The sequence below is a fragment of the Roseomonas sp. AR75 genome, from assembly GCF_005222815.1.
Taxonomy (GTDB): Bacteria; Pseudomonadota; Alphaproteobacteria; order Acetobacterales; family Acetobacteraceae; genus Falsiroseomonas.
The window spans coordinates 414,845-434,972 of the sequence record NZ_STGB01000002.1 but is presented as its reverse complement, the minus strand read 5'-3'; the positions used below and the strand labels follow the sequence as shown (position 1 = coordinate 434,972).

Below are 20,128 nucleotides of genomic sequence, written 5' to 3'. Positions count from 1 at the left end.
GCACAGGCAGCCGCGGACTCACCCCCGCTTCCGCGCCACCATCAGCGCGTCGCAAGGTGGCGCGGCGCTTGGCGGCCCGGCCAGCGCATGCATGACGCGCGCGCCGAGCAGCGACCAGGCCAGCCCCGCATGCCAGGACCAGGCATGCCGGAACCACGGTTCCGCCGGCCGCTTCGGTGCCAGTCGCGCCGCCCAGGCGAGGAGCGCGGTCGCGCCGGAGGCCGGCAGCTCCACGATCTCGGGTTCCGTCAGCTCCGCCGCGGCGGCGACGGCCCGCAGCGCCTGCGGCGTCCACAGGCTGCAATGATGCGGCGGTGCGTTGAGCACGAAGTTCGGAATGGCCGTGGTGCTTGACGGCCAGAGCGGCACGCCCAGCATCACCAGCCCGCCTGGCCGCACGCAGCGCGCGACATCGCGCGCGAAGCCCAGGGGATCGGGCAGGTGCTCCATCACCTGGAAGGCGACGGCCACGTCATAGGCGCCTTCCTGCGCCGCGGCATGGGACACGACCTGCTCGGCGCGGATGTCGCGCCCCGGCGGCGCGGTGCCGGCGAAGAAGGGGTCGAGCCCGACATGCGTGCAGCGCGGGATGTGGTCGGCGAAGGCGCCCTCGCCGCAGCCGACGTCCAGCACCTTCGACCCCGGCCGGATATGCGCGGCGGCGGTGCGAAACTCGGCCCGGTCCTCGCCGAGCCAGGAATGGAGCCGGTTCCTGCCATAGAGGCCGCGGTAGAAGGCCGCGTCGCCCGGCACGGGCGGGTCCCAGAAGGCCAGCCCGCAAGGGCTCTCCCAGAGGTGAAGCCGAGCAATGCCCGCGTAGAGCGGCGCCGGGTCCACGCCGAAGGTCGCCCGCCACAACGCGCGCAGCAGCCGTGTCGGCACGCGCTGGATCAACCGCGAGCCCGGCGCGCCGGTGATGGGGCAGGCTGGCGCCGGAAGCGCCGGGGGAGGGGAGGCGGGCGGCGTATCGGTCACGCGCCGGATTGACCCGCGCCGCGCGGCCGGTCAACCGCCCGGCGTGCCAGCCGCGCCCGCCTGCGCTACACCACCTTCCATGCCGGACGACCTGCGCGCCGCCGAGCCTTACGTCCCGCCCTTCCCGCCACGGCACGAGAAGACGCTGCCGCTGCGCGAGATGATCCGCATTGCGCGCCGGAACTACCTCGCGGTCTGGCCGCGCGGCGCCTTCAACCGCGACGTGATGTTCCGCCGCCTGCTGTTCCGCGACCTCGTGATCTGCAACAGCCCGGAGACGGTGGCCGAGGCCTTTGTCGCGCAGCACGAGCAGTTCCAGCGGAAAAGCCCGCAGCACCGCCACGCCCTCGCGCCGCTGCTGGGCGATGGCCTGTTCGTCTCCGACGGCCCGCTGTGGCGCGAGCGCCGGCGCGTGGTCGCGCCGGTGACGCACGCGACGCGCCTGCCCGAACTCGCCCCCGCCATCACCGAGGCCGCCGCCGAGCGCGCCGCCGCCTGGCGCCGCCATCCGCCCGATGTCCCTCTCGACGTGCTCGGCGAGATGGGCCGGCTGACCGCCGAGATCATCTGCCGCACCATCTTCGGCCGCGCGCTCGGCGCCGACGCGGCCGCCGAGGTGGTCGGCGCCTTCGCCGAATACCAGGCGCTGGTGGACCAGACCGACCTGCTCTCGCTGGCCGGCCTGCCGGACTGGCTTCCCCGCCCGCGCGGGCGCCGCATCCGCGGCGCCGTGGCGCGCATCCATGCCGTGGTGGACCGGCTGATCGCCGCGATCCTCGATGGCGGTGCCGAGGAGGCCTCGCTGATCAAGGCGATGGCGGAGGCGGTGGTGCCGGGCACCGAGCGCCCGATGGACCGCCGCGCCTTCCGCAACGAGGCCATCGTGCTGTTCATGGCGGGCCACGAGACCACCGCGAACGTGCTCGCCTGGGCGCTCTTCATCCTCAGCCAGGATGCCCGGTCGTCGGTGCGCCTGGGCGCCGAACTCGCGGCGGTTCTGGCGGGGCGCGCCGCGACGCTCGAGGACCTGCCGCGCCTGCCCTTCACGCGTGCCGTCGTCGAGGAGACGATGCGCCTCTACCCGCCCGTGCCGCTGCTGTCGCGAGAGGCCATCGCACCCGGCACCATTGCGGGGCGGGAGGTGAAGAAGGGTGCCATCATCCTCGTCGCGCCCTGGCTGCTGCATCGCCGCCCGCAACTCTGGGACGAGCCCGACGCCTTCATCCCGGACCGCTTCCTGCCAGGCGCGCCGAAGCCCTCGCGCCACGCCTATGTGCCCTTCAGCGTCGGACCGCGTGTCTGCACCGGGCAGCATCTGGGTCTCGCGGAAGCCATCATGTGCCTCGCCACCCTGTTCCAGGCGGTGGAGTTGCGGCTGGCGCCGGGCGCGGCGGTGATGCCGGTGGCGCGGCTCACGCTCCGCCCCGGCGAGTCGCTGCCGATGCTGCTGCGGCCGCGCGCCGTCTGACGGTGCTGGCGGCGCTCGCGGCCTGCTGGCTTGCGGCGAGCCTGCTCGCAACGCTTGCCACCGCGCGCTACCTGCGTGGCCTGGGGGACGCGCCATCGCCCGATCCCGGCCCCTTCCCGCCGGTTCTGGTTCTGCTGCCCGTGCGCAGCACCGACGCCGCCGAGGCTGCGCAGGTCGGCGCCTGCCTCGCCGCACTGACCGCGCAGGACTATCCGGGGCCGTGGCGCGCATGCGTGATCTTCGAGGATGCCGCCGATCCCGCCTGGCGCATCGCCGCCGCGGCCGATCCCGCGCGCTTCGCGGTGCTGGCGGCCGGCCCCACGCCGGGGCGTGCGCAGAAGCTGCACAACCTGCTGGCCGGCCTTGCACGGCGCGAGCCCGGCGAGGCGATACTCGCGACCCTGGACGCCGACACGCTTCCGCCCCCGGGCTGGCTCGCCGAGCTCACCCGGCCGTTGCGCCTCGGCCTGGCCGAGGCCGCCAGCGGCTATCGCTGGCCGATGGCGCAGGGTGTGCCCGCCCGCCTCCTCGCCCTGGCCGAGCGCGGCCCGGCCACCTTCCCGCGGCCGCGCTGGCTCAACCTGTGCTGGGGCGGCTCGACGGCGCTGAGCGCGGCGGCGCTGCAACGGCTCGACCTGCCGGCGCTGTGGAACGCCGCGGTGTCGGACGACCTGACGCTGACGGGCGCGCTGCGCGCCGCCGGCATGCCCGCCTGGACGCCGCGCCGCGTGCTGCTGCCCACGCCGGTTGCGCTCGGCTGGCTCGGCGTGTTGGGCTTCGGCCGGCGGCAATACATGCTGGTCCGCCTGCACGCGCTGCGTCGCTGGCTGGCGATCGGGGTGACGCTGCTGCTGCCGCTGGCCGGCGCGGTCGCAGCGCTTGCCGCGGCTGCGACCGGCGAGGCCTGGGCCGTCGCCGCGCTGGCCACAGGCCTGCTGCTGCAGCAGCATCGCGCGGGGATGCGCGCCGAGGTCGCACGCCGGGTCCTGCCGCCCGTGCAGGCTGCGGCCGTCATGCGGGCGCTGCCCCGCGACCGGTTGCTGCTGCCCCTCGTGCTGCCGCTACAGGCGGCGGCCTTCCTCGCCTCGGCCTTCGGTCGCCGGATCCGCTGGGGCGGGCGCGTCTATGCCGTGGCGGCGCCCGACCGGGTGGGGCTTGCGGCAAATGGCTTGTAACCCTTGCGAATCGGTAGAGTCTGCCGGACGTCTTTGGGACAATGGGTCGGGGCGGACATGACGCGCGGCGGTAACGAAGGCATGGGTGGGCAGGAGAGCCAGGGCGACGCGCCGCGTCAGGGGGCCGGATGCGCCTGATCGGGCTTGCCATCCGGTGGGCCGTGCCTCTGGTGGGCCTGCTGGCCCTGATCCTCGGCGCCTTCGACGCCCCAATGCGCGGCGAGCCTCCGCTCGGCTCGGTGTTCAGCCGCGCCGAGACGGTGGTCCGAGCCACCGGTGTGGAGCCAGCGGGGGTGGTCGACGGGCGCCAGCGCTTCGATGCGGTGGTGGACGTGTCCTGGCCCCCCGGCTCCGAAGCCACGGCGCGGCTGCGCGGCGTGGTGCGCCAGGATCCCGCCACCTCGCCGGAGCAGGCGGAGTCGCTCCTGGCGCCGTATTCGCCGGGCGCGCGCGTGGCGGTGCGGGTGGCGGACGGGCTGCCATGGGTGGACCGCACGGACTGGTTCGCGCTGTTGTGGACGGTCGGCGCGGTGCTGCTCGGCGGGCTGCTGCTTGTGGTCGGGCTGCAACTCGCCACCGCCAACAAGGATTAGATCAGGCCGCGGCGATCGCCGCGTTCATCGCCCGCACGCCCGCCGCCGGGCCTTCCGGGTGCCCCCACACCGCACCGATGACGGCAAGGAAATCCGCCCCCGCCCGCACCAGGGGTGCGCAGTTCGCGGCGGTGATGCCGCCGATGGCCACGCAGGGGATCTCGAACATCTCGGACCACCATTCCAGGATCTCGGGCTCCGCCTTGTGCACCGTCTGCTTCGTGTCGGTGGGGAAGAAGGCGCCGAAGGCGACGTAGTCGGCGCCGGCCTCGCCCGCCTCCATCGCCAGGTGGCGGGAGGCGTGGCAGGTGACGCCGATTGTTGCCTCCGCGCCCAGCAGCCGCCGCGCCGCGACGGGGTCGCCGTCCTGTTGGCCGAGATGCACCCCGTCGCAGCCGGCGCGCTTCGCCAGGTCCATCCGGTCGTTCATCAGCACCGCGACGCCGCGCGGCTGCGACGCCTTCAGGATGGGCTCCGATGCGGCGAGGATCGCGTCGTCGGGCAGATCCTTCAGCCGGATCTGCAACGCGGCGACGTCGCCCCCATCCAGCGCGCGCGCCAGGTCTTCCGCGGCGAAGCGCGCCGGGTCGGGCAGGACAGGCGGGGTGATCAGGTAGAGGCGGCAATCGGGCATGGCGCCGGTGTAGCGCGCCTCACGAGAATCCGCGCCAGGCGAGTTGCGCGCCGAGCAGCAGCAGCGCCAGGAAGAACAGCCGGCGGAACAGCAGCGGCGGGATGCGGTGGCGAAGCAGCGAGCCCAGCCGCTGCCCCACCAGCGCCGGAATGACCGCCAGCGCCGAGCCCAGCGCCAACCCGGGCGTCGCCACCCCCTGCCATGCCAGCGCCGCGGCGAGCGCCAGGGTGGAAACCAGGAAGGTCAGCCCCAGCGCCTGCACCAGTTCCTCCCGCGTCAGGCCGAGCGAGGCGAGCCACGGCCCGGCGGGAATGACGGAGACGCCCGTTGCCCCCGTCATCAGCCCGCAGGCGAGGCCGGCCGGCAGGGCGGTGGCGCGTTCCCAGCGGCGCGAGAGGCGGAAATGCGGCGTCGCGAGGCCCCAGGCGGCGTAGATCAGCAACGCCGCGCCGAGCACCGGCAACGCCGCGGCGCCCGCTGCGATCACATGGCTGCCCGCGAGCGTGCCCGGCACCAGCGCCAGCAGCGTGACCGCGAAGCGGCGCAGCAAGGGGCGCAGATGCGGCCCGAGCGACTGCGCGATGTTGGTCAGCACGCCCGGCAGGATCAGCAGCGCCGCTGCCTCGGCCGGCGGCATGACCAGCGCGAGCAGGCCGATTGCGACCGTCGGCAGCCCGAGCCCGATGACGCCCTTCACAGCGCCGGCGAGCAGGAAGACGAGGAAGACCGTGACGACGAGCGAGTCCATGCGGCGGAGCATGCACCGGCGGGCGGTGGAATGCTTCGGGGGGCGCCGAAGTCTGTCGCGGCGTACCGCGCCCCGCCAGCGCTGCATCGGGGCAGGGCGATGGCGGGCGGCGGCGGGTGGACAGTGCCGTTGCGGCGTTTCGGACAAATTGCCGGGGCGTGGGCGTGATGCGCGTTTCGGACAAAATGCCGGCCGGTGGATGATGCAGGCGGGGTGCGTCGCCGCCGGAGGGCGGTTTTGGGGGTGGCCGTCGGATTGGGGGGAGGGGCGGGGCCGCGGTGCGCATAGGCGGAGGATAGACTCGGCGGGGTGGCAAATACAGGAAAAAATACCTCAAGTCCTAATGCGTGGGTGCTCAGCGATGGGCGCAGAGGAGCGCTCGGGCCCGGGCGAGCAGGAAGGCGAGGGCGATGATGGCCACGAGCGGGATGTCCATCGGCCCAGGATGCAGCGGCGGGGCGGGGAATGCGTCGGCGGTGGGCCAAGGATGTGGCCTGCGCGCCGGTGATGCGGCCGTGCGACCCTGGCACCTTATAGCCTCGGGCGTAGCGGGGTTTGGCGCGGATGACGTCGTGCAAGGCGGCCTCGAACACCGGGGCGCCGCGATTCAGCGCGTCACCGTCGCCGCGTTGGGTAGGCTTCTGGCGCCCGTTGCGGAGCTTTCTTGGACCCGGTTCATCGCCAGCAGAGGTGATGATATGGGCCCGGGGGCGCTTCGTCGCTTCTCCCGGGTGGTGCGGCAGTTCGCCTGAAGGGCGAATGCGCAAACCGTTGCAAGAGCCGCACGGTTCTGTTACCGTTATTTAACGACAGGGGGCGAACTCGCCATCCGGGGCGGCGAGGGCCAAGCAGGCGGACGCGATCACCGCACCACCACGGAGCAGAGCATGCAGGCAGGATGGTTCGGGCGGGCGGCGGGCGGCGTCGCTCTGGCATTGGGGCTGGCGTTGGCTGCCGCCCCTGCGAAGGCGGCCTTCGTCTTCACGATGCAGGAAGTGGCCGGCGGCGTCGAGCTGAACGGCAGCGGGACGATCAACACGGCGGCGCTGACCATCGGCGATCCCAACAGCTTCGGGGTGTCCGGTGTGCTTCCCAACGAAGGCGTCATCCGCGGTGGGAACGGCAGCTTCGACCTCACGGAGTGGTTCGGCGTGACCGGCCCGGTGAGCTTCGGGCCCGGCACCGTCAACAAGAACACGACCGCGCGGTCCGGCGATCCGCTCGTCCTCGTCGGCATCTACGAATTCTTGCTCCTGCCGGATGACTACGTCTCGGGCAGCCAGCTCTCGAACACCGGGTTCTTCGGCGGTTCCACCTTCGCCTCGCTCGGCGTGACGCCCGGCACCTATGTCTGGACCTGGGGCCGGGAAGACCAGGCCGACAGCCTGACGCTGAAGATCATCGATCCCACCGCGGTGCCGGCGCCCGCCTCCGCCGCGCTGTTCGGCGCCGCGCTGCTGGGCCTGGCCGCGCTGCGCCGACGCCTGCCCGCGCCGGCCGCCGGCTGAGCCGCGCGGCCGAGTCCTGGGCAGCGAAGCCCGGGTCCAGGCGAAGCAGCGGGTGAACTTTTGACGCCCGTCGAGGACGCTGCGCAGGCTGCCGCGCTTTCTGAGGTCCGGCTGGAAGCCCTGTCGGCGCAATGCCTGCTTCAGGTCCTAGCCCGCGGCGTTGCCCGGTGCCTTTCGCGCCGATGAACGCCGGGTCCAGGGGCGGCGTCGCCCCTGGCTGGGGGTGAAGGGGGGCGGCGCCCCCCTTCGGACTGCCCAAAACCTACGGCGCGGCGCGCCACAGCTCCACGCCGTCGCGTGCGATCTCCAGCGCGAAGGGGTGGCGGTCGGCCAGGGCCTTCGCCCATTGCGCCGGCGTCCAGTGGAGCACGTCCACGCCGCGATCCAGCACGGCGCCGGGCGCGTCATTCGGCCAGGTCTCGCCGATGACGAGGATGTCCGCATCCGAGGCACCGTCGAAATCACCGCGCGCGAGGGAGCCGAAGAGCAGCACGCGCTCGGCGTCGGCGGGCGGGTGCGCGGCGAAATGCGCGCGGAGTGCGGCAATCGTCTGCTCGCGCAGGGCGGCGCGGTGACAAGCGGCGGGGCTCATGCATCGAGTTCCGAGGCCATCGCGCGCGCCGCTGCAACGATGGCTTCCGCATCGCGGATCGCCTCCTCGCCCTGTTCCCGCACGATGATGTCAGCGGGCGCTTCCGCAATTTCGGCATTCGGGTAGCGGGCAAAGCCGAAGGCGACAGTCAGGCGCGCGAGCGGGAGATTGAGCGACGCGCGCTGCTCGCGCGTCGCGACGCCAGCCGCGACGAGGGCGTCGAGAAGGCCTGCGACGTTGTGAGTCTGCTCCGCGCGCAGACCAGAGATGAGCAGGACGGCCGTGAGTCCCTTCTCGGCGGCCTGCTGCGCGGCGAGCATCGCCCAATCGAAATCGCCGGCGCCCTGTGCGCGGCGCGCGACGTCGAGGTCGTGGACTGCCTGGCGCCACATGGCGCGCGCAAACCGGCTCATCGTGGGGCTTATTGCGCGCCCGGTGCTTTCGGCGCCAATGCATGCCAGATCCAGGGGCGGCGTCGCCCGTTCGGAGCGGGCATTAGCCTCCTGCGGGGCGTGCCCCCCTCACCCCGACCCTCTCCCCCCGAGAGGGGGAGAGGGAGCGACATGAGCGGGAGAGGGAGAAGCGGGCGGCCGGGCGAAAGAATCAGCCCTGGTAGATGGCGATGATGTCGGCCAAGAGCTTCAGCGCCTCCGCCTTCGGGCGCTGGAAGGCGTTGCGGCCCATGATGGAGCCGTTGCCGCCGCCGGCATGGATGGCGCGGACCTCCTTCAGGATGTCCTCGGTGCCCTTCGCCTCGCCGCCGGAGAACACCACCAGGCGACGGCCGCCGAAGCAGGCCTGCACGACATGGGCGAAGCGCTTCGCGGCGTCATCCTCGACGGCGTGCTTCTCGTAGGTCTTCTTCGCGGCGTCGAGGCTGATCGCGGCGGTCGGCGGCTTCACCTTGATGATATGCGCACCCACCAGTGCCGCCATGTGCGCGGCATAGGCGCAGATATCCAGCGCCGTCTCGCCGACCTTGTCGAGCATCGGGCCGCGCGGGTAGCTCCACACCACCACGGCCAGGCCGCAGGCCTTCGCCTCCTGCGCGAGCTCGCGCAGCTCCTCCATCATCTCGAACTGGTATTCGCTGCCAGGATAGATCGTGAAGCCGATCGCCGAGCAGCCGAGGCGCAGCGCGTCCTGCACCGTCGCCGTCACCGCCTGGTCCTTGGTGGTGGACAGGCTGTTGGAGCTGTTCACCTTCAGGATGGTCGGGATGGTGCCGGCATAGGTGGCGGCCGCGGCCTCGATCATGCCGAGCGGCGCGGCATAGGCGTTCAGCCCGGCTTCCAGCGCCAGCTCGAACATGTAGCGCGGGTCGTAGCCGGCGGGGTTCGGCGCAAAGCTGCGGGCCGGGCCGTGCTCGAAGCCCTGGTCCACCGGCAGGATCACCATGCGGCCGGTGCCGCCGAGCTTGCCCTGCATGAGGATGCGGGCGAGGTTGCCCTTCGTGCCGGGGTTGTCGCTCTCGTACCAGGACAGGATCTCCTGGACCTTGGGCGTCAGGCGCATGGCGGCGTGTCCTTCTCTCTTGTCCGGCTCGGCGGCGGTTCGCGGGCGCGATCTACCCTTTGGCGCCGCTGCTGTCATCGGGGGCAGGGGACTCGCCGGCCAACCACTGCGCGAGCAGGGCCCGTCCGCCGGGCTTGCGCAGGTCGAGCCCGTGCAGGTCGAGGGCCGGCGGGCGGGTGGGCAGCACGACCGCCCCGCATTCCGCCGCCGCCGCCTGCACCGCAGCGAAGGCGGGACAATCCGGCTCCAGCACCAGCAGGCGGCAGCCCGCGCGCAGCGCGGCCAGCGCATGGCCGGGCGCATCGCCGCAGCAGAGTGCGTCGTCCACCGCGGCCTGCGGCGCTGCCGCCTGCGCCGCCGCGACCAGGGCGCGCCAGCCGCGCGGGCCGAGGCTGCCCGCCGCAGCCGGCGCGGACAGCAGCAGCACCGGGACCGATCCGGCCAGGCGCAGCGCCGCCGCGGCTTCCGCCGCGCCCCGTGTTACCAGCGCCCGTTGACCGCCTGCCCCGCCCATGCAAAGCGTCATGAAGGGCGGCGCGGCCTGCGGCAAGCCTGTCTGGACGGCTGCAGGCGCCGCCGCACGCGGCTTCGGGACTGGGGACCACAGGTGTCGGGCGCACGCGCTACAGGCGGTTTGTCCGGCTCCGCCGGAACAGGCGGTATGTCCGGCTCCGCCGGAACAGGCGGCATGTCCGGCTCCGCCGGAACGACGGAGACCGGCCAGGCGCTCGCCCGGCTCGAATCGGCCGTGGAACGGCTGGCCATCGTCGCCGCCAGGCCGCGGGCACCCGCCGCGCCGGGCGAGGGCGTCTCGCGCGCCCAGGTCCAGGCGATCGCGGACCGGCTTGACGAGACCATCGCGCGGCTGCGGGCCGCGCTGGGCGAGGAGGATGGCTAGCCTATGGGGCAGGTGACCGTGCGCGTCGGCGGCTACAGCCATCCCGTCTCCTGCGAGGACGGGCAGGAGGCGCATCTGGTCTCGCTCGCCGCGGAGGTGGACAAGCGGATCAATTCGATCAAGGCGATGGGCGGCCAGTTCGGCGAAAGCCGGCTGCTGCTGCTCGCCTCGCTGCTGCTGGCGGACGAGGTGCACGACCTGAAAGTGGCCGTGGCGCAGGCCCGCACCGGCGGCGCCGCGCCGGCGGAGGCCGATGATCCGCGCATGGCCGAACGCCTCGCCCGCATCGCCGAGCGCATCGAGGGCATTGCCGCGAACCTCGACCGCGCCTAACTGTCACGGGCGAGGCTGCCCGGTGCGTGCGGCATTTCAACCCCCGGGGCCAATGAGCATCCTCCGGGAGCTGGCTCTGATCGGATCGTGGTCCGGTTATCCGGCGCCCACCTGCAAAGCAGGTCTCAGGAGGGCTGACCGCCCACGGCCATGGCGGCTTCGCAGCTTTGTTTGGATGCCCTCAGGCGCCGGGCGCCGCCTCCGGCGGCTTGGCTTGCGCGCCTCAGACATGGCGCCCCTGGCGGTGAGGGCTTGAGCCGCGCGGCGGCCGCCTTGCGGCCGCTCTGGTCTATCTCCCTCCCCCGCTGGCGGGGGAGGGTCGGGGTGGGGGGCCGACCGACCTTGGAATTCTGCCCCGTCCTCCTCGCCGAGCTGAAAGCCGAGGCCCGCGCCGTCGCACTGGCGCGCCGCGCCGCGCTCGACCCCGCGACGGGCGCCGCGCTGTTTCCGCTCATCCTTGACCGCCTGCCCCCAGCGCGGGGCGCCATCGTCTCCGGCTTCTGGCCGATGGGCCCGGAGATCGACATCCGCCCGGTCCTGCTCGCCCTGCACGAACGCGGCCACCCCATCGCGCTGCCGGTCACGCCGAGGCGCGGCAACCCGCTGCATTTCCGCCGCTGGCGCCCCGGCGACGCGCTTGCCCGCGGGCCGATGGGTACGCGCCAGCCGGGGCCGGAGGCGGAGCCTTTGACGCCCGACTACCTCCTCGTCCCGCTGCTCGCCTTCGACCGCGCCGGCCGGCGCCTCGGCTACGGCGGCGGCTATTACGACCGCACCCTCGCCGCGCTTCCCGGCGCGACCGCGGTGGGATGCGCATATGCGGCGCAGGAACTTGACGAAGTGCCCGCCGGGCCCGAGGACGCGCTTCTGCACGCCATCGCCACCGAGGCGGGGCTGATCATCCCGGAACGCTGAAGGGCACCTTGCGCATCCTCTTCCTCGGCGATCTCGTCGGCCGCAGCGGGCGCGACGCCGCAACGGCCGCCCTGCCGGGGCTGCGCGAACGCCTCGCCCTCGACTGCGTCGTGGTGAATGCGGAGAACGCCAGCCACGGCTTCGGCCTGGCGCCGGACATGGCGCGCGCGCTGCTCGCCGCCGGCGCCGATGCGATCACGCTCGGCAACCATGCCTGGGACCGGCGCGAGATCATTCCCTACATCGAGCAGGAGCCGCGGCTGCTGCGGCCGATCAACTACCCGCCCGGCACGCCCGGACGGGGCGCGCAGGTTGTGGAGCTGCGCGACGGCCGGCGCGTGCTGGTGATCAACGCGATGGGCCGGCTGTTCATGGAGCCGCTGGACGATCCCTTCCGCGCAGTGCAGGGCGCGCTGGCGGCGCATCGCATGGGCGCGGGCGGCACCATCGCCGCGTCGGTGCTGGATTTCCACGCGGAGGCGTCGTCCGAAAAACTCGCGATGGCGCACAGCTTCGACGGGAAGCTCTCGCTGGTGATCGGCACGCACACCCATGTGCCGACTGCCGACCACCAGGTGCTGCCCGGCGGCACCGCCTTCATGAGCGATGCCGGCATGTGCGGCGACTACGACAGCGTCATCGGCATGGACAAGGGCAATGCCAGCCTGCGCTTCTGGAAGAAGGTGCCGGGCGAGCGCCTGGCGCCGGCGGAAGGCGAGGCGACCATCTGCGGCCTGTTCGTGGAGACCGAGGACGCGAGCGGCCTCGCCACGCGCGTCGCGCCGCTGCGCATGGGCGGGCGGCTGAGCCAGGCGATGCCGGACTGACCATGCACGATGCGGTGATCTTCGATTGCGACGGGACGCTCGTGGACAGCGAGGGGCTGTCCGCGGAAGTGTTCTGCGAGCTGCTGGCCGAGCTTGGCCACCTTACCGACCCCGTGGACATCCTCGCGCGCTTCCGCGGCCAGCAATTCGCAAAAAGCCTGGAGGAGCTGCGCGAGCGCTTCGGCGCGCTGCCGGAGGCATTCGGCGACACCTTCCGCGCGCGCACGCTGGAGGTCTATCGCGAGCGGCTGACCGAGATCGCCGGCGCGGCTTCGCTGCTGCAGGCGATGACGCATCCCGCCTGCGTCGCCTCCAACGCGCCGCGCCACAAGATCGCGCTGTGCCTGGAAGCTGCGGGGCTGGCGCGCTTCTTCCCGGAGTCGCGCGTGTTCAGCGCGTACGAGGTCGGCGCGTGGAAGCCCGATCCTCGCCTGTTCCTGCACGCCGCCGAGACGATGGGCGCTGCGCCCGCACGCTGCCTGGTGGTGGAGGACAGCGCGCCGGGCGTCGCTGCCGGCCTCGCGGCGGGCATGCGCGTCGTCGCGCTGGTGCATGAGGAAGCCGCGCCCTGGCTGCCACAGGGCGTTCCGGCGATCCGCAGCCTGCCGGAGTTGCTGACGCTGCTGTGACAGCGGCTCACCCCGTCGCCGCATCCCCGTGCAGGTCGAGCGACCACGCATCCGGCACCAGCCGGTAGCTCGCACCTTCGCGCGCGACATGCGCGAGCGCCGGGAAATGCAGATGCATCCCCGCGATGGCGGTGCGCTCGCTCGCAACCTGGTCGAACAGGCGCCGCCGTGTCGCCTCCGCCTGAACCGTGTCCACATCCACCGCCATCACCACCTCCGGCCGCTGCACCTGCAATTCCGGCACATGGATGATGTCGCCCCAGATCAGCAGGGATTCGCCGCCGGAGGCGACGAGGAAGCCGGTATGGCCGGGCGTGTGGCCCGGCAGCGGCACCGCGGTGACCCCGGGGAAGACCTCGCCCGCGGTGAAATGCTCGGTGCGCGCGGCATAGGGCGCCAGCGCCTTGCGCGCGCCGCGGAAGAACATGTCCTGCCGCGCGGGATCGGCGCGGCCCATCGCCGCGTCGTTGTGCCAGTAGGCATGCTCGGTCGCGTGCAGCTTCAGCACGGCGCGCGAGTACAGCGCGCTGCCCGCCGCATCGGTCAGGCCGCCCCAGTGGTCGGGATGCAGATGCGTCATCAGCACCGTTTCCACTGCCTCCGCCGCGACGCCGGCCGCGGCCAGGTTGGCGGCGAAGCGCCCGACCGTCGGCTTCGCCGGGCCGCAGCCGGTATCGATCAGGGCCACGCGCCCGCCGGCGCGGATCAGGAAGCCGTTCACCGCCGTCCGCCGCGGCGCCGGGCGGAAGGCGGCGTGCAGCAGCGCCACCGCTTCCTCCTGCGGGATGCCGAGCACCGTCGCCATGCTCACATCCTGGTGGCCGTCGTTCAGCGCGGTGATGAGGATGTCGCCGACGCGGCGATGGTAGACCCCGGCGACCTGCTGCTTCACCTCCGTCATGCGTATCCTCTCACGGTGTCGGCAGGCCCAGTCTCGCACGCGCCTCGGCCGGCGTCGCCACGGGGATGTCGAATTCGTCGATGATGCGACGGATCTTCTGGATCTGCTCGGCATTGGACCGGAACAGCCGGCCCGGCCGTTCCGTCACGTTGTCCTCCTGCCCGACGCGCACATTGGTGCCCATCAGCGCGCCATAGGCGGCGGCGCGCATGTTGTCCGGGCCGGTGCCGTGGGTGAAGATCTCGGTGTCCATCCCGAACAGCCGTTCCGTCGTGCGCTTCATGTGCAGCAGGTGGTCGATGTCGGAGGGGATGCCGCCCAGGATGCCCGTGAGGAACTGCACGATCAGCGGCCGCGGCAGCTTCCGCGTCTTCAGGTGGTGCTCGAGGATGTAGAGGTGCCCGACATCGTAGCACTCGAACTCCATCAGGATGTTCATCTCCAGGAAGATGTCGATCAGCCGGCCGATCTTTGCGAAGGTGTTCTGGGTGACGATGTGGTGCGATTTCGGCCCATAGAACTCCCGTTCCCAATCGTGCTGGAACTCGGAGATGCCCTGGTCGATCGCCTTCTGGAATCGGCCGTAGTTCATCGAGCCGACGATGACCGTCGCGATCTCCGGCTTCATCACGCGCGCGGCGGAGGCGCGGTCCTCTGCCGTCTCGCCCATCGAGCAGGACATGTTGATCACCGCATCGGTCTGCTGGCGGATCTGTGGCAGGAAGCTCTGCCACACCGCGGGATCGTTGGTCGGGCGGCCGTCCTTCGGGTCGCGCGCGTGGAAATGCAGGATCGCCGCGCCGGCCTTCGCCGCATCAACGGATTGCATGATCATCTGCTCCGCCGTCACCGGCAGGTGCGGCGACATGGAAGGGGTGAGCGTCGCGCCCGTCACCGCGCAGGTGATGATGACGGGCTTGCTGTGCGTGATCTTGGCCATGCCGGCGCGTTCCTTCCGTGCCGCTCAGGCGGCGGCATGACGCGAGATGAAATCGAGCAGCGCCGCGTTGAACGCCTCCGGCTGCTCCCAATGGGCGGAATGCCCCGCTTCCGCGATCACCACGCTCTCGCTGCGCGGCAGGTGGCGCGCGAACAGGCGCAGCACCGCTGGCGGCGTCCAGAGATCGGCATCGCCGGTCATCAGCAGGCAGGGCAGGGCGAGGCCGCGCAGCGAGGCAAAGGTGATGCGGTTCGCGGTGGGCTGGCGGATCTGGCGGCCCGGGATGGCCTTGTGTTCCAGCGCCAGCCAGCGTGCCACGCCTTCGGGGTTCTCCGCGCGATAACTGGGGCCGAGCTCGCGGAAGTCGGGCGGCATGGCGGCGAAGCCGGGCGGGCGAAGCCGCTCGCCCAGGGCGAGATAGTCGGGATCGGTGATGCCGAGGATCGAGCAGGCCAGCGTCAGGCTGCGCAGCCGCGCCGGACAGGACAGCGCGAAGTCGAGCGCGACGATCCCGCCGGCCGCCGTGCCCACGGCATGGAACCGACCGACGCCGAGGTGATCCAGCAGCGCCAGCAGGTCGCCGCTGCCCGTGCCCAGCCGATCCTCGGGCCCGGGATCGGAGCCGAGATGACCGCGCCGGGAATAGGCGATGACGCGATGGCCTGCCGCGGTCAGCGCCGGAACCTGGTGTTCCCACACCGCATGGCTGCCGGTGCCGGCATGCAGCAGCACGACGGGGTCGCCGGCGCCGCCGGTGTCCCAATAGGCCAGCCGGACCTCCGGCAACGCTGCGACGGCTTCGATCATGCCCGCGAGTAGAGCAGATCGCCGCCGCCGGCAGCAGCCCCCGGCGGTTATGACATGGCGCGATCCGCGGCGGCCGGCAGGAAGGCGTCGGTGTAGAGTTCCTCGACCGACGGGCGGCGCGTGAAGCGCTCGACGCGCTCCAGGATCTCGATGCCCTGCGCCATCCGCCCGCGCTCCACTGCAGAGAGGCCGTTGCGGCGGACATGGTCGGTCATGATCATCTCCTTGACCACCACCTCGGCGCGCTCGGTCTCCAGCGGCAGGTCGATCAGCGGCTCCACCTGCTTCACCGTGGCGGTGGCGGCGGCGGGGTCCTGCACCATCAGCCGCACGCCGCGGGTGATGGCGCGCACCACGCCGCGCACGATCTCCGGGTTCGCCTCGGCATAGCGGCGCGTCGTCATCACGCAGTTGGAGTAGAGCGGCACGCCGACATCGCGGTAGCGCATGATGACCTGCCGCTCGGGCGGCATGCCGAGGCCCTTCAGGCTGATCACGGTGGAGCTGATGAAGCCGGTGATCGCGTCCACCTGGCTGCGCACCAGCATCGGCTCGCGCAGCTGGGGCGAGACGCTGGTCCAGCGCACACTGCTGGCGTTGAAGCCGGCGAAGTCGGCGAAGACGGGGAACATCTGCCGCCCCGCATCGCCTTCCGGCGCCGCAAGGTGCCGCCCTTCCAGGTCCTTCGGCGTGCGGATCGGGCCATCGCCGCGCGCGACGGCGACCAGCGGCAGCCCGTCGAACACCATCAGCACGCAGACCATGCCGACCTGCGGGTTCTCGGCGGCGAATTTCGCCATGGAGGAGAAGTCGCCGAAGCCCATCTCATAGGCGCCGCCACCGATATCCACGGGCACGCGGCCCGAGCCGAAGCCGCGGCTGATGCGGGCCTCGATGCCTTCCTCGCGGAAGTAGCCCAGCCGGTCCGCGGCGATGGCGAAGGCGGAGGAGCCGCCCAGCGCCCAGTCCAGGCTGAAGCGCAGGCTGCGCGGCTGCGCGCGCAGCGCGGCCGGCGCGGCGAGCGTGCCGATGCCGGCGGCGATCAGGGTACGACGTTGCATGGGGTTCACTCCGCTGCCTGCGCCATCGGCGCGCCGCCGAAGCGTTCGACGATCTCGCGCAGCTTCTTGCGCGCCATGTTGTTGGCCTTGTCGCAGGGCATGCCGGCTTCGGGCTTCTCCCACGGCATGATCGGCACGTCGGCGCGCGTGCTCTCCAGGATGAACTTGTCCTCGAGCGTCACCTTGCGGTCATGCGCGATGGCGGCCGCGGCCGGCACCTGCGCCTCGGTGTCGTTCCTGATGCAGAACTGGGTGAAGATGATCTTCTTGTCGGCCAGCGGCGTGCCGGCCGTGAAGATGATGTGCTGCACGCCGTTCGGGAACTTGATGTGCAGCTTGCGCGTGCAGGGCGCCCACCACGTCACCGTGCGGTCGCGCACCGTCTTGTCCTGCTTGATGCCGGTGTAGTCCTGCCCGACTTGGCGGTTGGCCACGGGCACGATCGCCTTGGAGATGATGCCGAACTCCGTCTCCTCCACGTCCTCGGCGGGCGGGACGGGGTTGGTGATGTCGCCCTGGGTGTCGCGATGCACGAAGGCGACATGCGCCAGGTCGAAGAAATTGTCGGCGAGGCGGAACAGCGACATGTCCCAGACCTCGTGGAAGCAGTCGATGAAGCGGAAACCCTCCGCGCCGAATTCCGGCAGGTGGGGGATGTCCATCACCGGATCTTCCACCGCGACCCAAACATAATCGTAGCGGATGGCGACGTGGTATTTCGGTACGAAGGCGCGCGCCGCGATCTCCGGCGTCAGGCCCGGGCGCTGCGGGATGCTGGTGCAGTGCCCGTCGGCGCCGAACTGCCAGCCGTGATAGGGGCACTGGATCGAGGAACCGATGACCTCGCCCAGCGAGAGCTTCGCCGCGCGGTGGCAGCACTCATCCTTCAACGCGGAGACGGTTCCGTCGGCCGCGCGCCAGATCACCATGTCCTCGCCGAACAGGCTGAAGGGCTGCGGCCCTTCATCCAGCTTCGCGACGGGCATCGCCACGTACCAGAAGCGGCGGAATGCAGGTGAATCGCCGACCTTCATGCGCGCGTCTCCCTTGCAGGACGTCGCACGCCGTTCAGCAAGCCGCATGCCAGCGCTTCGCCTTGCCCCTGGGCCTGCAATGCGGCCGTGTGCCCACCGAAGCAGCGCCGCGTGGCGCGCTTCGCGGCAGCCGCGTCAGGCGGTCAGCGCCGGGCTTGTCTCCGCCGAGATCAGCGCGCGCGCCTGGTCGACCGGCATCGGGCGGCCGAGCAGCCAGCCCTGGCCGCGCTCGCAGCCCAGCGCCAGCAGCCGGTCTGCCTGCTCGCGCGTCTCCACGCCCTCGGCCACCACCCGCATGCCGAGCCCCCGCCCCATGCCCAGGATCGCCGTGACCACCGCCTCCACGCGCGGATCGGCTTCCAGGTCGCGCAGGAACTGCCGGTCGATCTTGAGCTCGTCGAAAGCGAAGCGGCGGAGATAGGCGAGGCTCGACCAGCCGGTGCCGAAATCATCCAGCGCGACGGAGACGCCGAGCGCCTGCAGCCCGGTGATCACCTTCGCCGCCTGCGGCCCGTCCTGCATCAGCACGCTTTCCGTCACTTCCAGCTCCAGCCGGTGCGCCGGCAGGCCGGACGCCTCCAGCGCCTCCGCCACCATCTCCAGCAGGCCCTCGGCGCGGACCTGCACGGCGGATAGGTTCACCGCCGCCTTGAGCCCGCCGGGCCAGGCGGCGGCCTCCATCGTCGCGGTGCGGATCACCCAGGCGCCGAGCGGCACGATCAGCCCCGAGGATTCCGCCAGCGGGATGAAGGCATCGGGCGGCACCATGCCGCGGGTCGGGTGGTTCCAGCGCAGCAGCGCCTCGAAGCCGATCAGGTGGCCGTCGGTCAGCCGCCGCTGCGGCTGCCAATGCAGCTGGAACTGCCCGGCGGCGATCGCCTCGCCGAGTTCACGTTCCATCTCCCGCGCCTGGCGCAGCGCGGCGTCGCGTTCCGGCGCGAAGCAGCTGATCGCGGGCGCCGGCTCGGCGCGCGCGGCGGCCAGCGCGTCCTCGGCGCGGGTCAGCAGCATGCAGGCATCGTCGGCGTCGTCCGGGCCGATGGCGATGCCGATATCGGCCGCGATGCGCAGCAAGGCGCCCTCCATCGGCACCGGTTCGGCGATCAGCGCGGCCAGGCGTTCCGCCAGGCGCGGCGCATCGGCGGGGTCCTGCAGGCCGGACTGCACCACCGCGAAGCGGTCTCCAGACAGCCGCGCGACGGCGTCCTCCTGTCGGACGGCCGACTGAAGCCGTCCGGCCAGGACGCACAGCACCGCATCGCCGCTCGCCCGGCCCCGCGCGGCGTTCACGTCCCGGAACTGGCGCAGGTTGAGCACGAGCATGCCCAGCTTGCAGCCGCGCCGGCGCGAAAGGGCCAGCGTCTCCTCCAGCCGCGCCCGCAGGCCGGCATGGCTCAGCAGCCCGGTCAACGGATCTTGCCGCACCGTGGCCCCGGCGCCGGCCGCCCGCATCCGGCGCAGCAGCAACAGGGCCGGCAGCGCGGCCAGGCCGAGCAGCAGCAGCGGCCCCGCCCAGCGCTGCGCCGGGGAGGCGGGGGCCTCGTTCCGGGCGAGCGCCCAGACCACCGCGCCGAGCAGCAGCGCGGCGGCGGCGAGGCCGAGCATCGGGGCGGGCCGGCGGGCCGGCGCATCGCGGAGGGGTCCTGCCATGGCGCCACCATGGCGGCGAGTGATGAACCCTTGGTTGAGGCAAACCGCATATTCGCGATACGCGCCGATTTGCCCGCGGGGGCGCCGCCCCGCTATAGGGCGGGGCACCCGACCCAGACCGAGACAGACGGAGCCACCTGGCCATGGCCGGCCATTCGCACGCCAAGAACGTCATGCACCGCAAGGCCGTGCAGGGTGCCAAGCGCGCCCGCGCCTATGGCAAGCTGATCCGCGAGATCACCGTCTCCGCCAAGACCGGCCTGCCCGACCCCGCGCACAACCCGCGGCTGCGCGCGGCTGTGAAGGCGGCGCTGACCGCCAACATGACGCGCGACACCATCGACCGCGCCATCAAGCGCGTCGCCCAGGGCGGCGCCGGCGAGGACTACCAGGAGGTCCGCTACGAGGGCTACGGCCCGCATGGCATCGCCGTGATCGTCGAGGCGCTGACCGACAACCGCAACCGCACCGGCGGCGACCTGCGGTCCATGTTCGCCAAGGGCGGCGGCGCGCTGGGCGAGACCGGCTCGGTCTCCTTCCAGTTCGAGCGCAAGGGCGTGCTGCGCTACCCCGCCTCCGCTGCCGACGCCGACACCATGCTGGAAGCCGCCATCGAGGCCGGCGCCGAGGATGCCGAGAGCACCGAGGATGGCCACGAGGTGAGCACCACCGTCGAGGATTTCGCCGCCGTGCGCGACGCGCTGGAAGCCAGGTTCGGCACGGCGGAGGCCGCCCGCCTGGAATGGTGGCCCTCCACCACCCTGACGCTCGACGAGGAGAAGGCGGCGGAGGTGATGAAGCTGCTCGACGCGCTGGATGACCACGACGACGTGCAGCAGGTCTTCGCCAATCTCGAGGTGGACGAGGCGGCGATGGAGAAGCTGACCGCCTGACACGGGGTGGCCGGGGACGTCTCGGCACGCCG

23 protein-coding genes and 1 other RNA gene are annotated in these 20,128 nt (G+C 72.1%); 11 read left to right on the top strand and 13 right to left on the bottom strand.

Going from position 1 to position 20,128, the window contains the following annotated elements:
• Positions 1-18: 18 nt before the first annotated feature.
• Positions 19-882, bottom strand: coding sequence for a bifunctional 2-polyprenyl-6-hydroxyphenol methylase/3-demethylubiquinol 3-O-methyltransferase UbiG (locus E4T13_RS10020; RefSeq protein ID WP_170984912.1), 864 nt, complete (start codon positions 880-882; stop codon positions 19-21).
• A gap of 172 nt (positions 883-1,054) precedes the next feature.
• Here E4T13_RS10020 and E4T13_RS10015 point away from each other — a divergent pair, with 172 nt between their 5' ends.
• The 3 genes from E4T13_RS10015 (at position 1,055) to E4T13_RS10005 (ending at position 4,211) form a co-directional block, all read left to right on the top strand.
• Positions 1,055-2,443, top strand: a complete 1,389-nt coding sequence (locus E4T13_RS10015) for a cytochrome P450 (RefSeq protein ID WP_240791068.1) — start codon at positions 1,055-1,057, stop codon at positions 2,441-2,443.
• Positions 2,444-2,445: 2 nt separating this feature from the next.
• A complete protein-coding gene (locus tag E4T13_RS10010) occupies positions 2,446-3,618 on the top strand; it encodes a glycosyltransferase family 2 protein (RefSeq protein ID WP_170984911.1) in 1,173 nt (390 codons plus the stop codon).
• A gap of 128 nt (positions 3,619-3,746) precedes the next feature.
• Positions 3,747-4,211, top strand: a complete 465-nt coding sequence (locus E4T13_RS10005) for a hypothetical protein (RefSeq protein WP_137178124.1) — start codon at positions 3,747-3,749, stop codon at positions 4,209-4,211.
• 1 nt (position 4,212) lies between these two features.
• On the opposite strand, the gene thiE is transcribed toward E4T13_RS10005, so the two are convergent.
• Together thiE and E4T13_RS09995 are read right to left on the bottom strand one after the other, a co-directional pair.
• On the bottom strand, positions 4,213-4,845 hold the full coding sequence (gene thiE, locus E4T13_RS10000) for a thiamine phosphate synthase (RefSeq protein WP_137178123.1): 633 nt from the start codon (positions 4,843-4,845) through the stop codon (positions 4,213-4,215).
• Between the two features lie 19 nt (positions 4,846-4,864).
• The gene (locus E4T13_RS09995; RefSeq protein ID WP_206030130.1) at positions 4,865-5,593 is read right to left on the bottom strand and encodes a sulfite exporter TauE/SafE family protein; all 729 of its coding nucleotides are present in this window, start codon (positions 5,591-5,593) and stop codon (positions 4,865-4,867) included.
• A gap of 887 nt (positions 5,594-6,480) precedes the next feature.
• On the opposite strand from E4T13_RS09995, the gene E4T13_RS29835 reads away from it, so the two are divergent.
• Positions 6,481-7,101 (top strand): PEP-CTERM sorting domain-containing protein, encoded by a 621-nt coding sequence (locus tag E4T13_RS29835; protein WP_170984910.1) that lies wholly within the window; start codon positions 6,481-6,483, stop codon positions 7,099-7,101.
• 262 nt (positions 7,102-7,363) lie between these two features.
• On the opposite strand, the gene E4T13_RS09985 is transcribed toward E4T13_RS29835, so the two are convergent.
• From E4T13_RS09985 to E4T13_RS30885, 4 genes are all read right to left on the bottom strand, one after another.
• Positions 7,364-7,693, bottom strand: a complete 330-nt coding sequence (locus tag E4T13_RS09985) for a nucleotidyltransferase domain-containing protein (RefSeq protein ID WP_137178120.1) — start codon at positions 7,691-7,693, stop codon at positions 7,364-7,366.
• A complete protein-coding gene (locus tag E4T13_RS09980; RefSeq protein ID WP_137178119.1) occupies positions 7,690-8,106 on the bottom strand; it encodes a HEPN domain-containing protein in 417 nt (138 codons plus the stop codon). The genes E4T13_RS09985 and E4T13_RS09980 overlap by 4 nt, the downstream gene beginning before the upstream one ends.
• 190 nt (positions 8,107-8,296) lie before the next feature.
• Complete coding sequence (locus E4T13_RS09975) at positions 8,297-9,208, bottom strand: class I fructose-bisphosphate aldolase (RefSeq protein WP_137178118.1); 912 nt, start codon at positions 9,206-9,208, stop codon at positions 8,297-8,299.
• Between the two features lie 52 nt (positions 9,209-9,260).
• On the bottom strand, positions 9,261-9,722 hold the full coding sequence (locus tag E4T13_RS30885; protein WP_137178117.1) for a hypothetical protein: 462 nt from the start codon (positions 9,720-9,722) through the stop codon (positions 9,261-9,263).
• Between the two features lie 174 nt (positions 9,723-9,896).
• On the opposite strand from E4T13_RS30885, the gene E4T13_RS09965 reads away from it, so the two are divergent.
• From E4T13_RS09965 to E4T13_RS09940, 6 genes are all read left to right on the top strand, one after another.
• Positions 9,897-10,106 (top strand): hypothetical protein, encoded by a 210-nt coding sequence (locus tag E4T13_RS09965; RefSeq protein WP_137178116.1) that lies wholly within the window; start codon positions 9,897-9,899, stop codon positions 10,104-10,106.
• 3 nt (positions 10,107-10,109) lie between these two features.
• Entirely contained in the window at positions 10,110-10,439 is a 330-nt protein-coding gene (locus E4T13_RS09960; RefSeq protein ID WP_137178115.1) for a cell division protein ZapA, read from the top strand.
• Between the two features lie 9 nt (positions 10,440-10,448).
• Positions 10,449-10,603: non-coding RNA, 6S RNA (ssrS, locus tag E4T13_RS09955), on the top strand.
• A 160-nt stretch (positions 10,604-10,763) separates the two neighbouring features.
• The gene (locus E4T13_RS09950; RefSeq protein ID WP_240791066.1) at positions 10,764-11,354 is read left to right on the top strand and encodes a 5-formyltetrahydrofolate cyclo-ligase; all 591 of its coding nucleotides are present in this window, start codon (positions 10,764-10,766) and stop codon (positions 11,352-11,354) included.
• Between the two features lie 8 nt (positions 11,355-11,362).
• Entirely contained in the window at positions 11,363-12,181 is an 819-nt protein-coding gene (locus tag E4T13_RS09945) for a TIGR00282 family metallophosphoesterase (RefSeq protein WP_137178113.1), read from the top strand.
• A gap of 2 nt (positions 12,182-12,183) precedes the next feature.
• Positions 12,184-12,810 (top strand): HAD family phosphatase, encoded by a 627-nt coding sequence (locus tag E4T13_RS09940; protein ID WP_137178112.1) that lies wholly within the window; start codon positions 12,184-12,186, stop codon positions 12,808-12,810.
• Positions 12,811-12,817: 7 nt separating this feature from the next.
• On the opposite strand, the gene E4T13_RS09935 is transcribed toward E4T13_RS09940, so the two are convergent.
• The 6 genes from E4T13_RS09935 to E4T13_RS09910 all read right to left on the bottom strand — a co-directional run bounded on the left by E4T13_RS09935 (position 12,818) and on the right by E4T13_RS09910 (position 19,203).
• Positions 12,818-13,711: an MBL fold metallo-hydrolase gene (locus tag E4T13_RS09935; RefSeq protein WP_137178111.1), complete on the bottom strand. Its 894-nt coding sequence runs from the start codon at positions 13,709-13,711 to the stop codon at positions 12,818-12,820.
• A 10-nt stretch (positions 13,712-13,721) separates the two neighbouring features.
• Positions 13,722-14,651 carry a 3-keto-5-aminohexanoate cleavage protein gene (locus E4T13_RS09930; protein ID WP_137178110.1) on the bottom strand — a complete coding sequence of 310 codons (930 nt, stop codon included), beginning with the start codon at positions 14,649-14,651 and terminating at the stop codon, positions 13,722-13,724.
• A gap of 24 nt (positions 14,652-14,675) precedes the next feature.
• Positions 14,676-15,458 (bottom strand): alpha/beta fold hydrolase, encoded by a 783-nt coding sequence (locus tag E4T13_RS09925; RefSeq protein WP_137178109.1) that lies wholly within the window; start codon positions 15,456-15,458, stop codon positions 14,676-14,678.
• A gap of 47 nt (positions 15,459-15,505) precedes the next feature.
• Positions 15,506-16,519 (bottom strand): ABC transporter substrate-binding protein, encoded by a 1,014-nt coding sequence (locus tag E4T13_RS09920; protein WP_137178108.1) that lies wholly within the window; start codon positions 16,517-16,519, stop codon positions 15,506-15,508.
• Positions 16,520-16,524: 5 nt separating this feature from the next.
• A complete protein-coding gene (locus tag E4T13_RS09915; protein WP_170984909.1) occupies positions 16,525-17,553 on the bottom strand; it encodes a Rieske 2Fe-2S domain-containing protein in 1,029 nt (342 codons plus the stop codon).
• 135 nt (positions 17,554-17,688) lie between these two features.
• Complete coding sequence (locus E4T13_RS09910; RefSeq protein WP_137178106.1) at positions 17,689-19,203, bottom strand: bifunctional diguanylate cyclase/phosphodiesterase; 1,515 nt, start codon at positions 19,201-19,203, stop codon at positions 17,689-17,691.
• A gap of 143 nt (positions 19,204-19,346) precedes the next feature.
• Here E4T13_RS09910 and E4T13_RS09905 point away from each other — a divergent pair, with 143 nt between their 5' ends.
• Positions 19,347-20,096, top strand: a complete 750-nt coding sequence (locus tag E4T13_RS09905) for a YebC/PmpR family DNA-binding transcriptional regulator (protein ID WP_137178105.1) — start codon at positions 19,347-19,349, stop codon at positions 20,094-20,096.
• Positions 20,097-20,128 lie beyond the last annotated feature (32 nt).

What these genes read in the sequence shown, in the direction of transcription:
- E4T13_RS09905 (WP_137178105.1), top strand. Translation starts at nt 19,347, where the DNA reads ATGGCCGGCCATTCGCACGCCAAGAACGTCATGCACCGCAAGGCCGTG.
- E4T13_RS09935 (WP_137178111.1), bottom strand. Translation starts at nt 13,711, where the DNA reads ATGACGGAGGTGAAGCAGCAGGTCGCCGGGGTCTACCATCGCCGCGTC.
- E4T13_RS09985 (WP_137178120.1), bottom strand. Translation starts at nt 7,693, where the DNA reads ATGAGCCCCGCCGCTTGTCACCGCGCCGCCCTGCGCGAGCAGACGATT.
- E4T13_RS09965 (WP_137178116.1), top strand. Translation starts at nt 9,897, where the DNA reads ATGTCCGGCTCCGCCGGAACGACGGAGACCGGCCAGGCGCTCGCCCGG.
- E4T13_RS09940 (WP_137178112.1), top strand. Translation starts at nt 12,184, where the DNA reads ATGCACGATGCGGTGATCTTCGATTGCGACGGGACGCTCGTGGACAGC.
- E4T13_RS09910 (WP_137178106.1), bottom strand. Translation starts at nt 19,203, where the DNA reads ATGGCAGGACCCCTCCGCGATGCGCCGGCCCGCCGGCCCGCCCCGATG.
- E4T13_RS09920 (WP_137178108.1), bottom strand. Translation starts at nt 16,519, where the DNA reads ATGCAACGTCGTACCCTGATCGCCGCCGGCATCGGCACGCTCGCCGCG.
- E4T13_RS09995 (WP_206030130.1), bottom strand. Translation starts at nt 5,593, where the DNA reads ATGGACTCGCTCGTCGTCACGGTCTTCCTCGTCTTCCTGCTCGCCGGC.
- E4T13_RS09930 (WP_137178110.1), bottom strand. Translation starts at nt 14,651, where the DNA reads ATGGCCAAGATCACGCACAGCAAGCCCGTCATCATCACCTGCGCGGTG.
- E4T13_RS09975 (WP_137178118.1), bottom strand. Translation starts at nt 9,208, where the DNA reads ATGCGCCTGACGCCCAAGGTCCAGGAGATCCTGTCCTGGTACGAGAGC.
- E4T13_RS29835 (WP_170984910.1), top strand. Translation starts at nt 6,481, where the DNA reads ATGCAGGCAGGATGGTTCGGGCGGGCGGCGGGCGGCGTCGCTCTGGCA.
- E4T13_RS09960 (WP_137178115.1), top strand. Translation starts at nt 10,110, where the DNA reads ATGGGGCAGGTGACCGTGCGCGTCGGCGGCTACAGCCATCCCGTCTCC.
- thiE (WP_137178123.1), bottom strand. Translation starts at nt 4,845, where the DNA reads ATGCCCGATTGCCGCCTCTACCTGATCACCCCGCCTGTCCTGCCCGAC.
- E4T13_RS09915 (WP_170984909.1), bottom strand. Translation starts at nt 17,553, where the DNA reads ATGAAGGTCGGCGATTCACCTGCATTCCGCCGCTTCTGGTACGTGGCG.
- E4T13_RS10005 (WP_137178124.1), top strand. Translation starts at nt 3,747, where the DNA reads ATGCGCCTGATCGGGCTTGCCATCCGGTGGGCCGTGCCTCTGGTGGGC.
- E4T13_RS10015 (WP_240791068.1), top strand. Translation starts at nt 1,055, where the DNA reads ATGCCGGACGACCTGCGCGCCGCCGAGCCTTACGTCCCGCCCTTCCCG.
- E4T13_RS30885 (WP_137178117.1), bottom strand. Translation starts at nt 9,722, where the DNA reads ATGGGCGGGGCAGGCGGTCAACGGGCGCTGGTAACACGGGGCGCGGCG.
- E4T13_RS09925 (WP_137178109.1), bottom strand. Translation starts at nt 15,458, where the DNA reads ATGATCGAAGCCGTCGCAGCGTTGCCGGAGGTCCGGCTGGCCTATTGG.
- E4T13_RS09980 (WP_137178119.1), bottom strand. Translation starts at nt 8,106, where the DNA reads ATGAGCCGGTTTGCGCGCGCCATGTGGCGCCAGGCAGTCCACGACCTC.